Source organism: Pseudomonas sp. M2(2023) (genome assembly GCF_030263955.1).
Classification (GTDB): Bacteria; Pseudomonadota; Gammaproteobacteria; order Pseudomonadales; family Pseudomonadaceae; genus Aquipseudomonas; species Aquipseudomonas asiatica.
Genome location: NZ_CP127114.1, coordinates 1,170,288 through 1,191,749, shown reverse-complemented (window position 1 = coordinate 1,191,749; position 21,462 = coordinate 1,170,288). Strand labels below are relative to the sequence as shown.

The 21,462-nt window shown below is 63.1% G+C and carries 23 protein-coding genes; 8 read left to right on the top strand and 15 right to left on the bottom strand.

Annotated features, from left to right (window positions below; all coding sequences use genetic code 11):
* The first annotated feature begins 1 nt into the window (after position 1).
* The 5 genes from QN085_RS05550 (at position 2) to QN085_RS05530 (ending at position 3,864) form a co-directional block, all read left to right on the top strand.
* The gene (locus tag QN085_RS05550) at positions 2–913 is read left to right on the top strand and encodes an ABC transporter permease (RefSeq protein ID WP_013971206.1); all 912 of its coding nucleotides are present in this window, start codon (positions 2–4) and stop codon (positions 911–913) included.
* Positions 903–1,709 (top strand): ABC transporter permease, encoded by an 807-nt coding sequence (locus tag QN085_RS05545; RefSeq protein WP_013971205.1) that lies wholly within the window; start codon positions 903–905, stop codon positions 1,707–1,709. The genes QN085_RS05550 and QN085_RS05545 overlap by 11 nt, the downstream gene beginning before the upstream one ends.
* A 17-nt stretch (positions 1,710–1,726) precedes the next feature.
* Complete coding sequence (locus tag QN085_RS05540; RefSeq protein WP_013971204.1) at positions 1,727–3,151, top strand: gamma-aminobutyraldehyde dehydrogenase; 1,425 nt, start codon at positions 1,727–1,729, stop codon at positions 3,149–3,151.
* Positions 3,152–3,280: 129 nt separating this feature from the next.
* Complete coding sequence (locus QN085_RS05535) at positions 3,281–3,535, top strand: type II toxin-antitoxin system HicA family toxin (RefSeq protein WP_013971203.1); 255 nt, start codon at positions 3,281–3,283, stop codon at positions 3,533–3,535.
* Positions 3,532–3,864 carry a type II toxin-antitoxin system HicB family antitoxin gene (locus QN085_RS05530; RefSeq protein WP_013971202.1) on the top strand — a complete coding sequence of 111 codons (333 nt, stop codon included), beginning with the start codon at positions 3,532–3,534 and terminating at the stop codon, positions 3,862–3,864. Before QN085_RS05535 ends, QN085_RS05530 begins: the two co-directional genes overlap by 4 nt.
* A 164-nt stretch (positions 3,865–4,028) precedes the next feature.
* Here the strand turns inward: QN085_RS05530 and QN085_RS05525 are convergent, their stop codons facing one another.
* Entirely contained in the window at positions 4,029–5,135 is a 1,107-nt protein-coding gene (locus QN085_RS05525) for an NADH:flavin oxidoreductase/NADH oxidase (RefSeq protein ID WP_013971201.1), read from the bottom strand.
* A 547-nt stretch (positions 5,136–5,682) separates the two neighbouring features.
* Between QN085_RS05525 and QN085_RS05520 the strand changes: the two genes are divergently transcribed.
* Positions 5,683–5,946 carry a DUF3077 domain-containing protein gene (locus QN085_RS05520; RefSeq protein WP_023660495.1) on the top strand — a complete coding sequence of 88 codons (264 nt, stop codon included), beginning with the start codon at positions 5,683–5,685 and terminating at the stop codon, positions 5,944–5,946.
* Between the two features lie 657 nt (positions 5,947–6,603).
* On the opposite strand, the gene recJ is transcribed toward QN085_RS05520, so the two are convergent.
* Both recJ and QN085_RS05510 read right to left on the bottom strand, forming a co-directional pair.
* Positions 6,604–8,313 (bottom strand): single-stranded-DNA-specific exonuclease RecJ, encoded by a 1,710-nt coding sequence (recJ, locus tag QN085_RS05515; RefSeq protein WP_041506238.1) that lies wholly within the window; start codon positions 8,311–8,313, stop codon positions 6,604–6,606.
* 8 nt (positions 8,314–8,321) lie between these two features.
* Positions 8,322–8,864 (bottom strand): YaeQ family protein, encoded by a 543-nt coding sequence (locus tag QN085_RS05510; RefSeq protein ID WP_013971198.1) that lies wholly within the window; start codon positions 8,862–8,864, stop codon positions 8,322–8,324.
* Positions 8,865–8,997: 133 nt separating this feature from the next.
* Between QN085_RS05510 and QN085_RS05505 the strand changes: the two genes are divergently transcribed.
* Both QN085_RS05505 and QN085_RS05500 read left to right on the top strand, forming a co-directional pair.
* A complete protein-coding gene (locus tag QN085_RS05505) occupies positions 8,998–10,197 on the top strand; it encodes a CaiB/BaiF CoA transferase family protein (RefSeq protein ID WP_013971197.1) in 1,200 nt (399 codons plus the stop codon).
* A gap of 20 nt (positions 10,198–10,217) precedes the next feature.
* A complete protein-coding gene (locus QN085_RS05500) occupies positions 10,218–11,093 on the top strand; it encodes a TIGR02285 family protein (RefSeq protein WP_041506239.1) in 876 nt (291 codons plus the stop codon).
* A 250-nt stretch (positions 11,094–11,343) separates the two neighbouring features.
* Here the strand turns inward: QN085_RS05500 and QN085_RS05495 are convergent, their stop codons facing one another.
* The 12 genes from QN085_RS05495 to ffh all read right to left on the bottom strand — a co-directional run bounded on the left by QN085_RS05495 (position 11,344) and on the right by ffh (position 21,245).
* Positions 11,344–11,625 carry a DUF3509 domain-containing protein gene (locus tag QN085_RS05495; RefSeq protein WP_013971195.1) on the bottom strand — a complete coding sequence of 94 codons (282 nt, stop codon included), beginning with the start codon at positions 11,623–11,625 and terminating at the stop codon, positions 11,344–11,346.
* Between the two features lie 79 nt (positions 11,626–11,704).
* A complete protein-coding gene (locus QN085_RS05490) occupies positions 11,705–12,124 on the bottom strand; it encodes an ANTAR domain-containing protein (protein ID WP_013971194.1) in 420 nt (139 codons plus the stop codon).
* A 220-nt stretch (positions 12,125–12,344) separates the two neighbouring features.
* Complete coding sequence (gene thrC, locus QN085_RS05485; protein WP_010952565.1) at positions 12,345–13,754, bottom strand: threonine synthase; 1,410 nt, start codon at positions 13,752–13,754, stop codon at positions 12,345–12,347.
* A 58-nt stretch (positions 13,755–13,812) separates the two neighbouring features.
* On the bottom strand, positions 13,813–15,117 hold the full coding sequence (locus QN085_RS05480; protein ID WP_003259434.1) for a homoserine dehydrogenase: 1,305 nt from the start codon (positions 15,115–15,117) through the stop codon (positions 13,813–13,815).
* Between the two features lie 83 nt (positions 15,118–15,200).
* The gene (locus tag QN085_RS05475) at positions 15,201–15,944 is read right to left on the bottom strand and encodes a DsbC family protein (protein ID WP_003259432.1); all 744 of its coding nucleotides are present in this window, start codon (positions 15,942–15,944) and stop codon (positions 15,201–15,203) included.
* Between the two features lie 153 nt (positions 15,945–16,097).
* Positions 16,098–16,994, bottom strand: a complete 897-nt coding sequence (gene xerD / locus QN085_RS05470; protein WP_013971192.1) for a site-specific tyrosine recombinase XerD — start codon at positions 16,992–16,994, stop codon at positions 16,098–16,100.
* A gap of 170 nt (positions 16,995–17,164) precedes the next feature.
* Entirely contained in the window at positions 17,165–17,572 is a 408-nt protein-coding gene (locus QN085_RS05465; RefSeq protein WP_023660491.1) for an acyl-CoA thioesterase, read from the bottom strand.
* Positions 17,573–17,666: 94 nt separating this feature from the next.
* Positions 17,667–18,017, bottom strand: coding sequence for a 50S ribosomal protein L19 (rplS, locus tag QN085_RS05460; protein ID WP_003252148.1), 351 nt, complete (start codon positions 18,015–18,017; stop codon positions 17,667–17,669).
* 42 nt (positions 18,018–18,059) lie between these two features.
* Positions 18,060–18,812 (bottom strand): tRNA (guanosine(37)-N1)-methyltransferase TrmD, encoded by a 753-nt coding sequence (gene trmD, locus QN085_RS05455; protein WP_003252146.1) that lies wholly within the window; start codon positions 18,810–18,812, stop codon positions 18,060–18,062.
* Positions 18,813–18,815: 3 nt separating this feature from the next.
* Positions 18,816–19,352, bottom strand: a complete 537-nt coding sequence (gene rimM, locus QN085_RS05450; protein ID WP_013971190.1) for a ribosome maturation factor RimM — start codon at positions 19,350–19,352, stop codon at positions 18,816–18,818.
* 5 nt (positions 19,353–19,357) lie between these two features.
* A complete protein-coding gene (gene rpsP, locus QN085_RS05445; protein WP_003259424.1) occupies positions 19,358–19,609 on the bottom strand; it encodes a 30S ribosomal protein S16 in 252 nt (83 codons plus the stop codon).
* A 259-nt stretch (positions 19,610–19,868) separates the two neighbouring features.
* Entirely contained in the window at positions 19,869–21,245 is a 1,377-nt protein-coding gene (gene ffh / locus QN085_RS05440) for a signal recognition particle protein (RefSeq protein WP_013971189.1), read from the bottom strand.
* Positions 21,246–21,462 lie beyond the last annotated feature (217 nt).

Here is a 21,462-nt window from a genome sequence, read left to right as displayed (position 1 = left end):
CATGAGCACGCTGCGCGGCCTGTCCAACCTGCTGTACCGGCGCCCCAACCTGTACCTGGCCCTGCTGCTGATCCCACCGCTGACCTGGTTCGGCGCGATCTACCTGGGCTCGCTGCTGAACCTGCTGTGGCAAGGCTTCTATACCTTCGACGACTTCACCATGGCGGTGACCCCGGACCTGACCCTGGGCAATTTCGCCGCGCTGTTCAACCCGTCGAACTTCGACATCATCCTGCGCACCCTGGGAATGGCGCTGGCGGTGTCGCTGGCCAGCGCGGTGCTGGCCTTCCCCATCGCCTACTACATGGCGCGCTACACCAGCGGCAAGACCAAGGCATTTTTCTACATCGCAGTGATGATGCCGATGTGGGCCAGCTACATCGTCAAGACCTACGCCTGGACCTTGCTGCTGGCCAAGGGCGGCGTGGCCCAGTGGTTCGTCCAGCAGCTGCACCTGGATGCCCTGCTGCAAATGGTGCTGGCGGTCCCGGGCGTGGGCGGCAGCACGCTGTCGACTTCGCACCTGGGGCGCTTCATGGTGTTCGTGTACATCTGGCTGCCGTTCATGATCCTGCCGATCCAGGCCTCGCTGGAACGCTTGCCGCCGTCGCTGCTGCAAGCTTCGGCAGACTTGGGCGCCAGGCCCGGCCAGACCTTCGTGCAGGTGATCCTGCCGCTGTCGATCCCGGGCATTGCCGCCGGTTCGATCTTCACCTTCTCGCTGACCCTGGGCGACTTCATCGTGCCGCAGCTGATCGGCCCGCCCGGCTATTTCATCGGCAGCATGGTCTATGCCCAGCAAGGGGCGATCGGCAACATGCCGATGGCCGCCGCGTTCACCCTGGTGCCGATCGTGCTGATCGCGGTGTACCTGTCCATCGTCAAGCGACTGGGAGCCTTCGATGCACTCTGAAAAAGCCTCGACCGGGCTGCGCCTGGCGGCCTGGGGCGGGTTACTGTTCCTGCACTTCCCGATCCTGATCATCTTCCTGTATGCCTTCAACACCGAAGACGCGGCGTTCAGCTTCCCGCCCAAGGGCTTTACCCTGAAGTGGTTCGCCGTGGCCTTTGCCCGGCCCGATGTGCTGGAAGCGATAAAGCTGTCGCTGCAGGTGGCCTGCCTGGCCACGCTGATCGCCCTGGTGCTCGGCACGCTGGCCTCGGCGGCGCTGTACCGGCGCAGCTTTTTCGGCAAGGAGAGCATTTCGCTGATGCTGATACTGCCTATTGCCCTGCCTGGCATCATTACCGGCATCGCCCTGCTCTCGGCGTTCAAGAGCCTGGGGATCGAGCCCGGCGTGTTCACCATCGTGGTCGGCCACGCCACGTTCTGTGTGGTTATCGTCTACAACAACGTGATCGCCCGCCTGCGGCGCACTTCGCAGAGCCTGATCGAAGCTTCGATGGACCTCGGTGCCGACGGTTGGCAAACCTTCCGCTACATCATCCTGCCCAACCTCGGTTCGGCGCTGCTGGCCGGTGGCATGCTGGCCTTTGCCCTGTCGTTCGACGAAATCATCGTCACCACCTTCACTGCCGGCCACGAACGCACCCTGCCGATCTGGCTGCTCAACCAGCTCAGCCGCCCGCGCGACGTGCCGGTGACCAACGTGGTCGCCATGCTGGTGATGCTGGTGACCATGCTGCCGATACTTGGCGCCTATTACCTGACCCGTGGCGGCGAAAGCGTCGCGGGCAGCGGCAAATGACCCTGGAGGAGTCCCCGATGCAAACGCAGATGCTGATCAATGGCCAGCTGGTCGCTGGCGAAGGCCCGGCCTGGACGGTGCTCAACCCGGCGCTGGGCAGTGCCCTGGCGCAGATCAACGAAGCCAGCGAGGCCCAGGTGGACAGCGCCGTGCGCGCCGCCGACCAGGCCTTCGACAGCTGGTCGCAAACCAGCCCCAAGGAACGCTCGCAAGCCTTGCTGGCACTGGCTGACGCTATCGAAGCCCATGGCGACGAACTGGCCCGACTGGAATCGCAGAACTGCGGCAAGCCGCTGAGCGCCGCGCTGAATGACGAGATCCCGGCAATTGCCGACGTGTTCCGCTACTTCGCCGGTGCGGCGCGCTGCCTGGGCGGCTCGGCAGCTGGCGAGTACCTGCCGGGCCATACTTCGATGATCCGCCGCGACCCGCTGGGCGTGGTGGCCTCGATCGCGCCGTGGAACTACCCGTTGATGATGCTGGCGTGGAAGATCGCCCCGGCCCTGGCCGCCGGCAACACGGTGGTGATCAAGCCCTCCGAGCTGACCCCGCTGACCGCCCTGCGCCTCGGCGACCTGGCCCGGGACCTGCTGCCACCGGGGGTGCTGAACATCCTCTTCGGCCGTGGCCAGACGGTCGGCAACCCGCTGGTCAACCACCCCAAGGTGCGCATGGTGTCGCTGACCGGCTCGATCCCCACCGGCGCGCACATCATCAGCGCCACCGCCGACAGCGTGAAACGCATGCACATGGAACTGGGCGGCAAGGCCCCGGTGCTGGTGTTCGACGATGCCGACATCGATGCCGCCATCGACGGCATCCGTACCTTCGGCTTCTACAACGCCGGCCAGGACTGCACCGCCGCCTGTCGGCTGTACGTGCAGGATGGCATCTACGAGCGTTTCGTCGAACGCCTGGGGGCCGCGGTGGCCAGCCTCAAACCGGGCCTGCAGGAAGCCGAGGACACCGAACTGGGGCCACTGATCAGTGCCCAACACCGTGACAAGGTCGCAGGGCTGGTGCAACGGGCCATTGCCCAGCCACACATTCGCCTGGTGACCGGTGGCAAGGCGATTGATGGCGACGGTTTCTTCTTCGAGCCGACAGTGCTGGCCGACGCCCTGCAGGACGACGAAATCGTGCGTAACGAAGTGTTCGGCCCGGTAGTGTCGGTGACCCGCTTCAACGACGAAGCGCAGGCGCTGGAATGGGCCAACGACTCCAACTACGGCCTGGCCTCATCGGTATGGACCCGCGACACCGGCCGCGCCCACCGCCTGGCGGCGCGCCTGCAGTATGGCTGCACCTGGGTGAACACCCACTTCATGCTGGTCAGCGAAATGCCCCATGGCGGGCAGAAGCATTCGGGGTATGGCAAGGACATGTCGATGTATGGGCTGGAGGACTACACCTGTGTGCGGCATGTGATGATCAAGCATTGAGCGGTCGTGTTGATCGAGGGGCTTTTGCATCCCCTCGATCAACATCTCAGACATTTCCTTCAAGCACGATCCCCTCCATCCTACTACGCATCCATTGAGCCCCTCTCATTGGTATCATAATCTGATACCATGAATAACCATCAGCAAGCCACACTTGAAGCAGTACTGAAAAAGCCGGTTCCCAGGACGCTGGAATGGGTGCGACTGGAGTCAATGTTGGTATCACTGGGTGCCCGGATCATCGAAGGAAGAGGGTCACGGGTTCGCTTTGAACTCAATGGCGCAGTAGCAACCTTCCATCGCCCTCATCCGGACAGGCACGCCAAGCCCTATCAACTAAGAGACGCCCGCCAGTTCCTCGAGCAGGCAGGAGTAATACCATGAATGTCATGACCTACCGCGGCTACGCCGCTCGTATCGAATACAGCGACGAAGACCAGTTACTGATCGGCCATGTCGCAGGTATTCGCGATGTGATCGGTTTCCATGGCGAATCGATCAGTGAGCTGCGCCAAGCATTCGAAGACGCCGTGGACGATTATCTTGAGACTTGCCAACGCCTGGGCCGTGAGCCACAGAAAACCTACTCCGGCAAGCTCAGCCTGCGCCTGGAGCCTACCCTTCATGCCAGTGTGGCGGCCAAGGCCGAGTTGGCCGAGAAAAGTATCAACCAGTGGGTAAGCGATATTCTCAGCAAGGCTGCCTATAGCTGAATTGAGATGCCGACGCGGTCGTTGTAGAAGCGACCTTGTGTCGCGAAAGGGCCGCAAAGCGGCCCCGGCAATATCAGCGGCGGAGCTGGAAACCTGGGGCCGCTTCGCAGCCCTTTCGCGACACAAGGCCGCTCCTATAACGACCGTGTAATGCTTGGGTCAGGTCAATCCCGCAGGTCCGACTCGTGAATCGGGTTGGCCCGGCTGGTGGCGCGCTGGTACTGCGCAGGCCAGGTAGCTTTGTTGCCGCCCAGGTCGTCGTCGGCGTGCAGCGGCCAGTACGGGTCGCGCAGCAGTTCGCGGGCGAGGAAGATGATGTCGGCCTGGCCAGTGCGCAGAATGTGCTCGGCCTGGGCCGGTTCGGTGATCATGCCCACGGTGCCGGTGGCGATTTCCGATTCCTTGCGCACACGCTCGGCGAAGCGCGTCTGGTAGCCCGGGCCGGTGGGGATTTCGGCGTTGACCGAGGTGCCGCCGGAGGACACATCGATCAGGTCGACGCCCAAACCACGCAGGCGGCGGGCCAGTTCGACGGTTTCATCCGGGTTCCAGCCGTCCTCGACCCAGTCGGTCGCCGACACCCGCACGAACAGCGGTAACTCGGCAGGCCAGACTTTGCGCACGGCCTCGACCACCTGCAGGGTCAGGCGGATGCGGTTTTCGAAGCAACTGCCGTATTCGTCGCGACGCTGGTTGCTCAGCGGCGACAGGAACTGGTGCAACAGGTAGCCGTGGGCGGCGTGGATTTCGACCACCTTGAAACCGGCCTTCAGGGCGCGCTCGGTAGAGGCGACAAAGGCGGAGATCACAGCCTGAATCTCATTGTGGTTCAACTCGTGCGGCGTCGTGTGTTGCGGGTCGAAGGCGATTTTCGACGGGCCCACCGGTTGCCAGCCGCCCTCCTCGAGCTTGACGCTGCCTTGCTTGCCCAGCCATGGGCGATAGGTGCTGGCCTTGCGCCCGGCGTGAGCCAGCTGGATGCCGGGCACGCTCCCCTGGGCGGTGATGAAACGGGTGATGCGTTGCAGCGGGGCGATCTGAGCGTCGTCCCACAGGCCGAGGTCTTCGGCGGTGATGCGGCCATCGGCGGTCACCGCCACGGCTTCAGTGATTACCAGGCCAGCGCCGCCCACGGCGCGGCTGCCTAAATGGACAAGGTGCCAATCGTTGGCCAGGCCATCGACGGCGGAATACTGGCACATCGGCGAAACGGCGATGCGGTTGGGCAGGGTCAGCTGACGCAGGGTGTAAGGCTCGAGCAGCAGGCTCATGAGGGCACCTCCCAAGGACTCCAATGGTGATCCGGCCCGGACACTCAATTGCACGTCCCTGGCCCAGGTCCGGTCATAACTTCAGACTAGACCAGAATGGTTGGGGGGGAGGTTCCATGGGATTTCGCGTGGGGTGCGGGGGTTTGGATCGAGGGTGATGTCGCCTATGAGATCGCTCTCAAGGCAGGTACCTGGCAGCCCTGAGCTCCGCTACAGGCAAGCACTCTGACAGGCATTTCAGATATCCCCTACGAGTTGGATCTGGTGATACCTGGCCTGAGGAAATACCCTACATGTTCTGTCGACAGGCGTCTGATTGTTCCTGGAAACACTGCCACTTAGGCTTTCTGAGTCGCTGAAATCCAGCGATGCGGGTGTGGAAACTCGGTCAACCTTCAAGTTCCTGTCGTAATGGCAGCTGTGTGCGGGAGGCCGTTTGGCCTACCGGGTTCCTTGAAGGCCGGTTTTCCACCCTGCATACAGTTGCCGCCCTTCGTGTGGAAACGGCGGTGGCAACTCCTTTAACCTTCAAGGAATTGCTAGAAAAATGATTACAGAAGACACCCAGTTCACCGTCGGCAAGACCACTTTCTTTCAGGGTGAAAACCAGACTCACCCATTATTTCGCATCGAAGCGGGCATTCCGTGCCGAGACGCCCGTGATCAGGCTTCGGAATTGATGGGCTATGTGCGGGAGTTGACCATCGTCGGGCTAATGGATGAGAAACCCATGATGATCTGGGCTGCGCACTATCTCAGTGCGATGGCCAAGGCACTGATGGATGATGCCGAGTTAGGTATGGCGCGCTGAGTTTGATGTGATCATCGATCGCACATGGAGCACATTAGCCAGCCCGCCGCAGAGCCTTGTGGGAGCGGGTTTACCCGCGAAGAATGCGACTTGGTGCATGGCACCGGCTTCGCCAGTGTTCGCGGGTAAACCCGCTCCCACAGGTACAGCGCAAGCCTTGAGCCCGGTGCAGGCCCTGTGGGAGCGGGCATGCCCGCGAAGCAGCGACGCGGTGGATGGCACCGGCTGCGCCGGTGATCGCCGGCAAGCCAGCTCCCACAGGTACAGCGCAAGTCTCAAGCCCGCCGCAGGCCCTGTGGGAGCGGGTTTACCCGCGAAGCAGGCGACGCGGTGGATGGCACCGGCTTCGCCGGTGTTCGCGGGTAAACCCGCTCCCACAGGTACAGCGCAAGCCTTGAGCCCGGTGCAGGCCCTGTGGGAGCGGGCATGCCCGCGAAGCAGCGACGCGGTGGATGGCACCGGCTTCGCCGGTGATCGCCGGCAAGCCAGCTCCCTCAGGTACAGCGCAAGTTTCAAGCCCGCCGCAGGCCCTGTGGGAGCGGGTTTACCCGCGAAGCAGGCGACGCAGTGGATGGCACCGGGTTCGCCGGTGTTCGCGGGTGAACCCGCTCCCACAACGGGTCAGCGCCAGGCCGTCAGCAGCGGCGGTATCTACCGTCAGCGCGGCTCCATGTGGGCAATCATCAACTGCACACTTTCATTGCCACGGAACTCGTTCACATCCAGCTTGTATGCCAACTCGACCCAACGCACCGTCGGGTTCGGCCACACTTCGCGGTCAATGCCAAAGGCAATGCCGTCCAACCGCACCGAGCCGCACTCGCTCTTGAGCACCACCTTCAGGTGCCGCTCGCCCACCACGCGTTGCTCCACCAGCTGGAACACGCCATGGAACAGCGGCTCGGGGAAGTGCTGCCCCCAGGGCCCGGCATGGCGCAGGGCCTTGGCCAGGTCGAGGTGGAACTCCTCCACCGCCAGGCTGCCGTCGGACAACAGCCGACCGGTCAGGTCCTCTTCGCGTAGCTGGCGTCGTACTTCTTCATCGAACGCCGCGGCAAATGCCGGGAAATTGGCCTCGGGCAACGACAACCCCGCCGCCATCGCGTGGCCGCCGAATTTGCTGATCAGGTGCGGGTGGCGCGCCGCCACCGCATCCAGCGCATCGCGAATATGGAACCCCGGCACCGAACGCGCCGACCCTTTGAGCATGCCCTCGCCAGCGTCGGCGAAAGCGATGGTCGGCCGGTGGTAACGCTCCTTCAGGCGCGAAGCCAGAATACCGATAACCCCCTGGTGCCAGTCGGCATCGAACAGGCACAGGCCATATGGCATCGACTCGACAGGCAGGTCCTTGAGCTGGGCCAGGGCCTCGCGCTGCATGCCCTGTTCGATGGACTTGCGGTCCTGGTTCAGGTCGTCCAGCTGCTGGGCCATGTCCTGGGCCAGGGCCGCGTCTTCACACAGCAGGCATTCGATGCCCAGGCTCATGTCGTCCAGGCGCCCGGCAGCATTCAGCCGCGGGCCAAGGATGAAGCCGAGGTCAGTCGAGGTGATGCGCCGATGATCGCGACGGGCCACTTCAAGAATGGCCTTCAGCCCCGGTCGGACGCGGCCGGCACGAATGCGTTCGAGGCCCTGGTGCACCAGGATGCGGTTGTTGGCATCCAATGGCACCACGTCCGCGACGCTGCCCAGGGCCACCAGGTCGAGCAATTCGCCGATGTTCGGCTGCGGCTGCGTTTCATAGCGGCCCAGGCTGCGCAGACGCGCACGCAGGGCCATCAGCACGTAGAAGATCACCCCTACCCCAGCCAGCGCCTTGCTCGGGAAACTACAGCCCGGCTGGTTGGGGTTGATGATGGCGTCGGCGTCGGGCAACTCCGCGCCCGGCAGGTGGTGGTCGGTGACCAGCACCTTGAGCCCGGCGGCTTTGGCGGCTGCCACACCGTCGACGCTGGAAATCCCATTGTCCACGGTGATCAGCAGCTGCGGCTGGCGTTGCAGCGCCACCTCGACGATCTCCGGGGTCAGGCCGTAGCCGTACTCGAAGCGGTTGGGCACAAGGTAGTCGACGTGGGCCGCGCCCAGCAGGCGCAGGCCCAGCACGCCGACAGTACTGGCAGTGGCGCCGTCGGCATCGAAGTCGCCGACGATGAGGATGCGCTGGCGCTGGTCGATAGCCTCGACCAGCAGATCCACGCCGGCCTCGATGCCCTTGAGCTGCTGGTACGGCAGCAGGCGCGCGAGGCTTTTGTCCAGCTCGGCCTCGCTCTGCACGCCGCGCGCGGCGTACAGGCGGGTCAGCAAGGGTGGCAGGTTACCCAGGAATGGCAGGGTGGGCGGCAGCGGGCGAGGTTCGATACGCATGAGGGGCTTCAGCCACGCTCACCAAGCAGCCACTCCAGCTGCACTTCGTGCTGGCCACGGTCGTCGGTGACGAACAACGTGCCTTCACTGATCATCACGTCCCACTTGATGGTGCGGGGCATGTCGGTGGCGAGGGTTTCCAGCACCTCCTGCGGCACGGCGGCGATGCTCAGGTTCTTCAGCCCCTTGACCGCGTCTACCACCTTGTTCTGCCATACGCGCAGGCTGCCGTAGGCCAGCAGGCTGGTACGCTCGGTGCGGCGCGAGCACCAGGTCAGTCGGTCGGCGTCCGGCTGGCCTACCTCGATCCAGTGCAGGATGCGATCGTCCAGGCTCTTTTCCCACAGCGCCGCCTCGTCCACGTCGGACAGGCCACGGCCGAACGACAGGTTTTCGTTGTACCAGAGGGCGTAGGCCAGCAAGCGTACGGCCATGCGCTCTTCGGTTTCCGAAGGGTGGCGGGCAATGGTCTGACGGACGTTTTCGTACACGCCGCGGTCGAGGTCGGTCAGGTTCAGTTCGAATTTGTAGGTGGTGGACGGCTGGGCCATGGTCGACGGGCTTCTTGCGCAGAGAAAAAGTGACACAGTCTAACCGATACTGCCCTTCGTTGCCCCGCAGCAGTATCTGCCGCTTCGGACCTATGATAAAACCACGCATCTGCCCAGCTGCCACGGATGCCCCATGACTACGCCCAGCAAACCCCTCGCCGGTCTCAAGGTTGTCGAACTCGGCACCCTCATCGCTGGCCCGTTCGCCTCGCGTATCTGTGCCGAATTCGGCGCCGAGGTGATCAAGGTCGAATCGCCCGATGGCGGCGACCCGTTGCGCAAATGGCGCAAGCTGTACGAGGGCACCTCGCTGTGGTGGTTCGTGCAGGCCCGCAACAAGCAGTCGCTCACCCTCAACCTCAAGCACCCAGAGGGGCGCGAGATTCTAAAACGCCTGCTGGCCGACGCCGACATCCTGATCGAGAACTTCCGCCCAGGCGTGCTGGAAAAACTCGGCCTGGGCTGGGACGTGCTGCACGCGCTCAACCCGCGCCTGGTAATGGTGCGCCTGTCGGGCTTCGGCCAGACCGGGCCGATGAAGGACCAGCCGGGCTTCGGCGCCGTGGGCGAGTCGATGGGCGGCCTGCGCTACATCACCGGCTTCGACGACCGCCCACCGGTGCGCACGGGCATTTCCATCGGTGACTCGATTGCTGCCCTGTGGGGTGTGATCGGTGCACTGATGGCGCTGCGACACCGGGAAGTCAACGGCGGCCAGGGCCAGGTGGTGGACGTGGCCCTGTACGAAGCGATATTCGCCATGATGGAAAGCATGGTCCCGGAGTTCGATGTGTTCGGCTTTATCCGCGAACGTACCGGCAACATCATGCCAGGCATCACGCCCTCCTCCATTCACACCAGCGCCGACGGCAAGCATGTGCAGATCGGCGCCAACGGCGATGCGATCTTCAAGCGCTTCATGCAAGCCATTGGCCGCACCGACCTGGCCGACGACCCGACCTTGGCCACCAACGATGGCCGGGACCTGCGCCGTGACGAGCTGTACGGGGTAATCGACCGCTGGGCCAACAGCCTGCCGCTGGAGCAACTGATACAGGTGCTGAACACCGCCGAAGTGCCGGCCAGCCGCATCTATTCGGCCGAGGACATGTTCAACGACCCGCAGTACCTGGCACGCGAAATGTTCCTGCAGGCCAAGCTGCCGGACGGCAAGCCATTCCGCATGCCGGGCATCGTGCCCAAGCTGTCGGACACCCCCGGCTCCACCGAGTGGGTAGGCCCGGCGCTGGGCGAACACACCGAGGCACTGCTCGGCAACCTGGGCTACGACGCGGCGGCCATCGCCAGCCTGCGCGAAGCAGGCACGGTCTGACCCTGGCGCGGCCCTGGTCCATGCGCGCTGCCCGTTGCCTACGCCACCTGGCCCTGCTGTGCGGGCTGCTGCCCGCATTGCTGTTGCAGCCTGCCAGCGCCAAGGAGCGCCTCTTCTGGCTGGTGCGCGACCTGCCGCCGTTTACCATTCTAGAAGGGCCGGAAAAAGGCCAAGGGGTGATCGACCAGTTGCTGCCCCTGCTGATCAGGCAGATGCCCGAGTACGACCACAGCATCCTGCGGGTCAACCGCGCCCGCGGCATCCAGATGCTGCAGGACCCGAAAAGTTTCACCTGCGACCCGACCCTGCTGTGGACGCCGGAACGCGCCGAATATGTGAGGTTTTCCGTGCCTTCCCTGGGCGTGCTCAGTGGCGGCCTGGTGCTGCGCAAGGACAGCGAGGCGCTGGTGGCGCCTTACCTCGACGGCCAGGAGGTAGACCTGCTCAACCTGCTGAGCAAGACCCCACTGAAGCTGGGTGTTGTCGCCGAGCGCAGCTATGGCACACAGATCGACGCCATCCTGCGCCAGTTGCCCGACACCGCGTTCAGCCGCCACTACGGCAACGACGCCACCGCCAACCTGCTGCAGATGCAACAGCTCGGGCGCCTGCGCATGGTGCTCGGCTACTGGCCCGAGGTGCGCTACCTGGTCGACCTGCAAGGCGGGGCACTGGCTGACTACCAGTTTCACCCTGTGAAAGGGGTAAACCGCTACCAGTTTCTGCATGTGGGCTGTTCAAACAGCGAGCTGGGGCATGAAGCCATTGCGCACATCGACCAGCTGCTGCCTGCCCTGCGTCGGGATGTGTTGCCGGAGTTGTATGCACGCTGGCTGGACCCGGCGTTGCAGGAAGACTATCTGGAAGAGAGCAAGCGCTTCTTCGAAGACCGCTGATTGCCTGCACCGGCCCTATCGCCGGCAAGCCAGCTCCCACCTCGACCGCATCAACCTCAAGCCATGTGCAGTAACTGTGGGAGATGGATTGCAGGCGATAGGGCCGGTGCAGGCAACTCAAAAAGAAACCCCGGACGCTGGGGAAACACGCCCGGGGCCAAGCGAAAGCCCTTGGGGGCTTCCCGTGCAGCCTTGCCAGCGCCGGAGCAAAGCACTGGCCCGGCTGCCCCTACAGTGTCTGATAAACCACTCAGGCAAAGGTTCCATGGGGTTGCTGGCGCTGCTGCAATGCCGCGATCACACAGGGCTGCAAACGCCCTTCGGCGATCTGCAGGTCACGGTGAAGGCCATCCACCAGGTCGACCAACAGGCGTTGTTCCTGCAACTGGCGTTCGCTCACCGTGCGTCGCAAGGTAATGCCGGCGAGGCGGTCATGAACGGTCAGTTGGCGATTACCCTGGGCATCGGCTATGCCGAGGTGGGTCTGATAAGGGGTCAGGGCTTCGTTGAGCAGTCTGCAGATTCTTTCCATCCGGATCACTCGCTGCGTGGTGGGATATAGAGGAACTGACCAACAGACGCAGCGGAAAGTTCGTTACACCGCGGCTGCTTCAGTGAGCATGCGGGGCGGACGTGACAGTTTGAATACGCCGCCACGGGCGCACCTGCAGTGCCTGCAGAGCGCGCTGCAGGCTTGGCATCGACAGCGGCCAGGGCAGTTCGGCGAGCACCCACAGGCCCCGGTTTCTGGCCTCTTGGGCAAGGTTGCGGCGCTCGGGGGTAGCCTGGCCGACGAACAGCAAAGCACGAGTTCGGTGCTGCTGTTCGAGCAAGGCAAGGCCGGCCCGGGTTGGCATGGCGTGGTCAAGGATCAGCAGATCGGGGCGGTGATCGGCGTTCAGGCAGGCGTCGAGGTCTGCACTGGTTTCGCTGATGCGCACATGGAACATGCCCTGAGCGTTGAGGGCCTGGTGCAGGAGGATCTGATGGGATGGGCGAGCCTGGTGGATCAACACGTAGGGCTGGTGCATGAGCCGCTCCTGATGGGAGGACCGGCTAATTTAGGCGTTGCGCTGGGCGACCTGAATAGGATGTTTCTGATGGAGCAGTGGGAAGATTCGGATAATTAGACCTGCTCCGCAGCCCATCGCCGGCAAGCCAGCTCCCACAGAGATTGCACATGACCTTGGGTCTATGTGGTCGGGGTGGGAGCTGGCTTTCCGGCGATGGGCCGCAGTGCGGCCCCGATGCTTACAAAGGCTTGCCGCGGTTACCATGCTGGCTGACAAAGCCCTGCACGGCCTTCAGGTCATTGGCCAGCACCGTGCAACGCTCTTCACGGCTGAACAGGTCGCTGAGGTGCGCTGGCAGCTCCAGCGCCTTGCCAACACCGGCCTTCTCCACCGCTTCCGGGAACTTGACCGGGTGCGCGGTACCCAGCACCACCATCGGCGTGTCCAGGCTGCGGCGGCACTCGCGGGCGGCCTTGACGCCGATAGCGGTGTGCGGGTCGAGCACTTCGCCGGTAGCGGCGAACACTTCGGCGATGGTTTCGCAGGTCTGCTCGTCGCTCACTGCCAGCGAGTCGAACAGCTTGCGCGCTTCGGTCCAGCGGTCTTGCTCGACGCTGAAACCGCCACCTTGCTTGAAGTTGGCCATCAGCTCGGCAATGGCGCCGCCGTTGCGGCCGTGCAGGTCGAACAGCAGGCGCTCGAAGTTGGACGAGACCATGATGTCCATCGACGGCGACAGGGTCGCGTGCAGGGTTTCCTTGACATACTGGTTGCCGCTCATGAAGCGGTGCAGGATGTCGTTGCGGTTGGTGGCGACGATCAGCTGGCTGACCGGCAGCCCCATGTTACGTGCCAGGTAACCGGCGAAGATGTCGCCGAAGTTGCCGGTCGGCACCGAGAACGCCACGGAACGCGCCGGGCCACCCAGCTGCAGGGCAGCGTGGAAGTAGTAGACGATCTGGGCCATGATCCGCGCCCAGTTGATCGAGTTGACCGCAACCAGGCGGGTGCCCTTGAGGAACGACTGGTCGGCGAAGCTGGCCTTGACCATTTCCTGGCAGTCGTCGAAGTTGCCTTCGATGGCGATGTTGTGGATGTTGTCGCCGAAGATGGTGGTCATCTGCCGGCGCTGCACTTCCGACACGCGCTGGTGCGGGTGCAGGATGAAGATGTCGACGTTGTCGCAACGGCGGCAACCTTCGATGGCGGCGGAACCGGTGTCACCGCTGGTGGCGCCGATGATCACCACGCGCTCGTTGCGCTTGGCCAGCACGTGGTCCAGCAGGCGGCCGAGCAGTTGCAGGGCGAAGTCCTTGAACGCCAGGGTCGGGCCGTGGAACAGCTCCAGCACCCACTCGTTGCTGTTCAATTGACGCAGCGGGGCAACCGCGGCGTGGGCGAACTCGCCGTAGGTTTCCTCGAGGATCTTCTTGAAGTCGGCGTCGGCGATGCTACCTTCGACGAACGGGCGCATCACCCGGAAAGCAAGTTCGTGGTACGGCAGGCCAGCCCACGAGGCGATTTCTTCCTGGGTGAAGCGTGGCAGGTTTTCCGGGACGTACAGGCCGCCGTCGCTGGCCAGGCCAGCCAGCAGGACGTCTTCGAAATTGAGGGCCGGAGCCTGGCCGCGGGTACTGATATAGCGCATGGGTGCAAACCTTCGATACTGGGGCCGGGGCCGCGCTGGCGGCCCCACGGCACTATTGTTAGTTGAGCTGCTCGACGCGAATGCGCACGACCTTGCCGATGACGTCCTGCAGGGCTTCCAGGGCGACGATGGCGTCGTTGATGCGCTGCTCGACCACGCGATGGGTCAGCAGGATCATCGGCACCAGGCCGTCCTGTTCCTCGGCTTCCTTCTGCATGATCGACTCGATGTTGATGCCACGCTCCGAGAGGATGCTGGCCACCTGGGCCAGTACGCCAGGGTGATCCTTGGCCTGGATGCGCAGGTAGTAGGCACTTTCGCAGGCTTCGATCGGCAGGATCGGGTGGGCCGACAGCGAATCCGGCTGGAAGGCCAGGTGCGGCACGCGGTTTTCCGGGTCGGAGGTCATGGCACGGACCACATCCACCAGATCACCGACCACCGACGAAGCGGTAGGCTCCATGCCGGCACCGGCGCCGTAGTACAGGGTGGAGCCAGCGGCGTCGCCGTTGACCATGACGGCGTTCATCACGCCGTTGACGTTGGCGATCAGGCGGTCGGCCGGGATCAGCGTCGGGTGTACGCGAAGCTCGATACCTTCGGCAGTGCGGCGGGCCACACCCAGGTGCTTGATGCGGTAGCCCAGGGCCTCGGCATAGTTCACGTCAGCAGTGGTCAGCTGGGTGATGCCTTCGGTGTAGGCCTTGTCGAATTGCAGCGGGATGCCGAAAGCGATCGAGGCCAGGATGGTCAACTTGTGCGCGGCATCGATGCCTTCAACGTCGAAGGTCGGGTCGGCTTCGGCGTAACCCAGCGCCTGGGCTTCGGCCAGCACGTCCGGGAAGGCGCGGCCCTTCTCACGCATTTCGGTGAGGATGAAGTTGCCGGTGCCGTTGATGATGCCGGCCAGCCAGTTGATGTGGTTGGCCGACAGGCCTTCGCGGATGGCCTTGATCACCGGGATGCCACCGGCCACGGCCGCTTCGAAGGCGACGATCACGCCCTTCTCGCGGGCCTTGGCGAAGATTTCGTTGCCGTGCACGGCAATCAGCGCCTTGTTGGCGGTGACCACGTGCTTGCCGTTTTCGATGGCCTTGAGCACCAGTTCGCGGGCCACGGTGTAGCCACCGATCAGCTCGATGACAATGTCGATCTCCGGGTTGCTCGCAACTTCGAACACATCAGCGGTAATGGGGGTACCGGTAATCTGGCAGTTCGGGTTCTGCGAGCGCATGGCAATCTGTGCCACTTCAATACCGCGCCCGGCACGGCGGGCGATCTCCTCGGCGTTGCGCTGAAGTACATTGAAGGTTCCGCCACCGACGGTCCCCAACCCACAGATGCCTACTTTGACCGGTTTCACTGTGAACTCCCCATTGAACGGCCGGCACCTATGCCGACCGTGAAACATGCCGTCACCCCATGACGACGGCGTACTGAATTGGATTACTTGGCCAGTGCCAGCTTGGCGACCTGCGGTGCCGGCTGGTAGCCCGGAATGACCTGGCCGCTTTCAAGGACAATCGCCGGCGTGCCATTGACGCCGATCGACTGGCCCAGCTGGAACTGCTTGCTGACCGGGTTGGCGCACTTGGCGGCCTTGATTTCCTCACCCTCGACCATCTTGTCCATCGCCGCACGGCGGTCGCTGGAACACCAGACAGCCTGCAACTGCTGGTCACCCGACGAACCGAGGCCCTGGCGCGGGAAGGCGACATAGCGCACTTCGATACCGCGGCGGTTGAGCTCGGGCACCTCGGCGTGCAGCTTGTGGCAGTACGGGCAGGTGGTGTCGGTGAACACGGTGATGTGCGACTTGGTCTCGCCTTTGGCAGGATAAACCACCATCTCGGCGGCTGGAATGCCGTTGATGAGCTTGGCAATGCCCAGGCGCTCGGTCTTCTCGGTGAGGTTGACCGGCTTGCCGTCCTGGATCTGGAACAGGTAGCCCTGCATCACGAACTGGCCGTCGCCGCTGGCATACAGCACGCGGCCGCCCTGCAGCTTGACTTCATAGAGGCCGCTGACCGGGCTGCTGGCCACGCTTTCGACGGGCACTTCCAGCTCAAGGTTCTGCAATGACTTACGGATGGCCTGCTCGGCAGCAGCATTGCTATCGGTTGCCGCGGCAGCGGCAAAGGTACTGGCCAGCGCCAACGCGGCGGCGGCGAAAAACTGGGTCACGCGCATGGGAACTCCTGAAGGCGGACAGGGGCCGGAGGGCGCCACCTGCGGAAAATACGCGGTGACCGTGCGGCCCTTGGTGCAAACCGCTCAAGCCTACCACATCACACCGCCGGTGAAGGGCCTTGCAAGGACCGGTCGGCGGAACATGAAAAACATTCATCCACGCGGGTGGTGCTGGGCATGCAATTGCTGCAGGCGGGCCTTGGCGACATGGGTGTAGATCTGCGTGGTCGAAAGGTCACTGTGGCCCAGCAGCATCTGCACCACGCGCAGGTCGGCACCATGGTTGAGCAGATGAGTAGCGAAGGCATGGCGCAGGGTATGCGGCGACAGCGGTTTGTCGATACCGGCGACCCGGGCATGGTGCTTGATGCGATGCCAGAAGGTCTGGCGGGTCATCTGCTCGCCACGCTGGCTGGGGAACAAGACATCGCTGGGACGGCCATTGAGCAGTTCGGCGCGGCCATCGCGCAGGTAGCGCTGCAACCAAAGCACCGCCTCTTCGCCCATGGGCACCAGGCGCTCCTTGCTGCCCTTGCCCATCACCCGCAGCACGCCTTGGCGCAGGTTGACCTGGTCGAGGGCCAGGCTGACCAGTTCGGTGACCCGCAGGCCGCAGGCGTAAAGCACTTCGAGCATGGCGCGGTCACGCTGGCCAATGGCTTCGCCCAGGTCCGGGGCCTGCAGCAAGGCTTCGACGTCGGCTTCGGACAACGACTTGGGCAGCGGCTTGCCCAGTTGCGGCATGTCGACTTGCAGGGTCGGGTCGATGGCCACCAGCTTTTCCCGCAGCAGGTAGCGGAAAAAACCGCGCAGGCCGGACAGGAAGCGTGCCGTGGAGCGCGGCTTGTAGCCTTGGTCGAGGCGCCAGGCCAGGTGGTCGATAATCAGGTCGCGGCCGGCGTCGGGCAAGCTGACGCCGTGTTCCTGCAGCCAACCGTTGAACAGGGCCAGGTCGCTGCGGTAGGACATGCGGGTGTTGTCGGACAGGCCCTTTTCAAGCCACAGGGCGTCGAGGAACTGGTCGATCAGGGGGTGGTCTAGGGCGGGCATTCGGGGCTGCTGGGTGTTGGAGGTGGCTTAGTGTTTCACAGCAGCATAATTGTTGTCTGTACTGGCCTCTTCGCGGCTAAAGCCGCTCCCACAGAGATATCACCGCCCTTGAGGTATGTGCGATCCCTGTGGGAGCGGCTTTAGCCGCGAAAGGGCCAGTGCAGGAGAACTCAGGCCTGGGGCAAAACCGGCACCGGCCGCTTGTCCTCGTCGATGGCGACGAAGCTGAACACCCCGTGAATCGCTCGCTCGCGCCCATCCAGGTACATGTTCTCGACGAACACATCCACCTGCACCTGCAAACTGGTATTACCCACCTTGATGACCGTCCCCACCAACTCGACGATCGAGCCCGCCGGTATCGGGTGCTTGAAGTCGATGCGGTCAGTGGACACGGTCACCAGTGGCAGGCGGCAGAAGCGCGTGGCAGCAATGAACGACACTTCGTCCATCCAGGCCAGGGCGGTGCCGCCGAACAGGGTGTTGTGGTGGTTGGTGGTGTTGGGGAACACCGCCTTGGTCACGCGGGTCACCGACAGCTCTGTGCGGCGCAGGATTTCCTGGTCTCGGGTAGTCATGGCAATCACATCTTCGGGGGGTCAAAACGCAAAAAAGCAGCCCGAAGGCTGCTTTTTTCTCGCTAGGCGGCCTCGGCCACCGGGCAAACTGCACTCAGGACAGTTTTTCCTTGATGCGAGCGGCTTTGCCGGACAGGTCGCGCAGGTAGTACAGCTTGGCTTTACGCACGTCACCACGACGTTTCACGGCCAGGCTGTCGATTTGCGGGCTGTAGGTCTGGAAGGTACGCTCTACGCCAACGCCGCTGGAGATCTTGCGCACGGTGAAGGCGCTGTTCAGACCGCGGTTACGCTTGGCGATAACGACGCCTTCGAACGCCTGCAGACGGGAACGCTCACCTTCCTTCACTTTAACCTGAACGACAACGGTGTCGCCTGGTGCGAAGGTCGGGATTTCCTTGCTCATCTGCTCGGCTTCGAGCTGCTGGATGATCTTGTTGGTCATGCTGTGCTCCTAAGATGGATACGTGATCCACCATCGATACGTTTAACTATCGTCCCGCTCGCGGAGATATTCCTCGAGCAGCTTCTTCTCTTCTCCAGAAAGCGAGCGACTTTCCAGAAGATCGGCGCGTCGTTCGAAGGTCCTACCAAGGGACTGCTTCATTCTCCAACGCCGGATGTGTGCATGGTTGCCACTTAGCAACACGTCGGGAACACGCTGATCCGCATACACCTCAGGTCGGGTGTAGTGCGGGCAATCGAGCAGACCGTCGGTGAAGGAATCTTCTTCCGCCGAGTCCACATGCCCTAAAGCTCCGGGCAGCAGCCGTGTAACCGCATCGATCAGTACCATGGCCGGCAGCTCGCCACCGGAAAGCACATAGTCGCCAATCGACCACTCCTCATCGACATGAGCCTCGATAAAGCGCTCGTCGATGCCTTCATAACGACCGGCGATCAGGATCAACGATTCCTGTTCGGCCAGGCCTTTGACCGCCTGCTGAGTCAGCTTGCGGCCTTGTGGCGAAAGGTAGATCACCTTCGCCGCTGCTCCGGTCGCTTGCCTGGCGCTAACCAGGGCGTCTTCCAGAGGCTTGATTTTCATTACCATGCCCGGACCACCGCCAAACGGCCGATCATCCACCGTGTGGTGACGATCTGTGGTGTAGTCCCGCGGGTTCCAGCAAGTCACCTGAAGCAACCCCTGTTTCACCGCGCGGCTGGTAATGCCGTACTCCGTGATGGCCGAGAACATCTCGGGGAACAACGTGATGACGTCTACGCGAAGGTTACCCATCGTTTAGAAGTCCGCGTCCCATTCAACCCGCATCACGCCTGCTTCCAGGTCGACGTCGAGCACGCATTGCGCCGTATAGGGCAACAGACGCTCGCGATCATCCAGGCTGCCTGCGCAGGGCTTGACCACCATTACATCGTTCGCACCGGTCTCCAACAGGTGATCGACCTTGCCGAACAGTTGTTCGTCCTGGTTGATGACCTTCAGGCCGACCAACTGGTACCAGTAGTACTCGTCAGCAGCCAGGTTGGGCAAAAGGCTCCGCGGAATGCAGATTTCGTAACCGCTCAGAAGACGGGCTTCATCGCGATCATCGAGGCCTTTCAGCTTCACGACCAGGCCCTTCTGGGAGCCACGACCGTTGACCAGCTCGACCTGCTTTACCTTGCCTTCGTGCCGAAGCGTCCAGCGCGGATAATCCAACAGGTTTTCAATCGGATCGGTAAAGGAATACACCTTCACCTCGCCGCGAACGCCGTGAACCGAAAAAATCTTGCCAACGACGATGAGGTCGTCAGCCTTTTCTGGCGTCGCGTTCATACTACTCAGGCAGCAGCCTTGGCAGCGTCCTTCAGCAGCTGAGCAACGCGCTCAGACGGCTGTGCACCCTGGCTCAGCCAGTAGTTGACGCGCTCTTGGTTGACCGACAGCTTGACTTCGGCGCCAGCAGCGATCGGGTTGAAGAAACCTACGCGCTCAACGAAACGGCCGTCACGGGCGTTACGCGAGTTGGTCACGGTCAGGTGGTAGAATGGGCGCTTTTTCGAGCCGCCACGGGCCAGACGAATGGTTACCATGTGAACATCGTTCCTATAGTCGGTGCTGCAGTTGATACAGCAGCTGGTACTGCAAATCTGAATGCCAAATAGGCACACGGGTGCCCAAAAGGCCGCATATTCTCGGGGAATACACGGACATTTGCAAATGACTTTTTCGGCAAGGCCCTGCCCTGCCGTCCAGATCTGCCGGTTGAGCCGCGAAATCCGCGGCCATTGCCCCGCCACGGCGGGGGTTCTGGACGCCTGCCGGACAAACGGCAGGCCCCCGGAATAGGGGTTACAGCTTCGGCATGCCGCCGCCCGGCAGCATCCCGCCAAGGCCGCGCATCATCTTGGCCATGCCGCCCTTGGCGGAGAATTTCTTCATCATCTTCTGCATTTGCTTGTGCTGCTTGATCAGGCGGCCGACGTCCTGCACCTGGGTGCCGGAACCGATGGCAATGCGGCGCTTGCGCGAGCCGCTGATCAGCTCCGGATCACGGCGCTCGGCCGGGGTCATGGAGTTGATGATCGCTTCCATCTGCTTGAACTGCTTCTCGGCGGCGCCCTGGGCGTTGCCCATCTGCGACAGGTTGACCCCGCCGATGCTCGGCAGCTTGTCCATCAGGCCGCCGAGGCCGCCCATGTTCTTCATCTGCTGCAGCTGGTCACGGAAGTCTTCGAGGTCGAAGCCCTTGCCCTTCTTCAGCTTCTTGGCCAGCTTGTCGGCCTTGGCCTTGTCGATGTTCTGCTCGGCCTGCTCGATCAGGCTGAGCACGTCACCCATGCCGAGGATGCGCGAGGCGACGCGGTCGGGGTGGAACGGTTCGAGGGCTTCGGTCTTCTCGCCCATACCGATGAACTTGATCGGCTTGCCGGTGATGGCACGCACCGACAGCGCGGCACCGCCACGGGCGTCACCGTCGACCTTGGTCAGCACCACGCCGGTCAGCGGCAGCGCCTCGCCAAAGGCCTTGGCGGTGTTGGCGGCGTCCTGGCCGGTCATGGCGTCGACCACGAACAGGGTCTCGATCGGCTTGACCGCGGCATGCAGTGCCTTGATCTCGTCCATCATGTCGGCGTCGATGTGCAGACGGCCGGCGGTGTCGACGATGACCACGTCGATGAACTTCAGCTTGGCTTCGCGGATGGCCGCTTCAGCGATGGCCACCGGCTTCTGGCTGATGTCGGACGGGAAGAAGGTGACGCCGATGTCGTTGGCCAGGGTTTCCAGCTGCTTGATCGCCGCCGGGCGGTAGACGTCGGCGGACACCACCATCACGCTCTTTTTCTTGCGCTCCTTGAGGAAGCGCGCCAGCTTGCCGGCGGTGGTGGTCTTACCGGCACCCTGCAGGCCGGCCATCAGCACCACGGCTGGCGGAGCGGCGTTCAGTGCGAGGTCTTCGTTGGCCGCGCCCATCAGGCTTTCCAGCTCGGCCTGGACGATCTTCACGAACGCCTGACCCGGGGTCAGGCTGCGCGACACCTCGGTGCCGACTGCACGATCCTTGACGCTGTTGACGAAATCCTTGACCACCGGCAGGGCAACGTCGGCCTCGAGCAGGGCCATGCGCACTTCGCGCAGCGTGTCCTTGATGTTGTCTTCGGTCAGCTTGGCCTTGCCGGTGACATGGCGCAGCGTCTGTGACAGGCGGTCGGTCAGGTTTTCGAACATGGTGATCCTTTCAGGCCCAGTAAAAGCCGAGGTTTGTCAGGCGCCCAGGGGGGAATGCATACCCGCCGGGCACAGCAAGGCGGCGATTATAGCGAAGTGCGGCGGCGGCGCACACCTTGCTGGCGGCCTGGTAGATATTCGGTGGCTGTGCCGGCCTCTTCGCGGGTGAACCCGCTCCCACAGGGCCTGCACCACATTCGAAACCGGCGCCGTACCT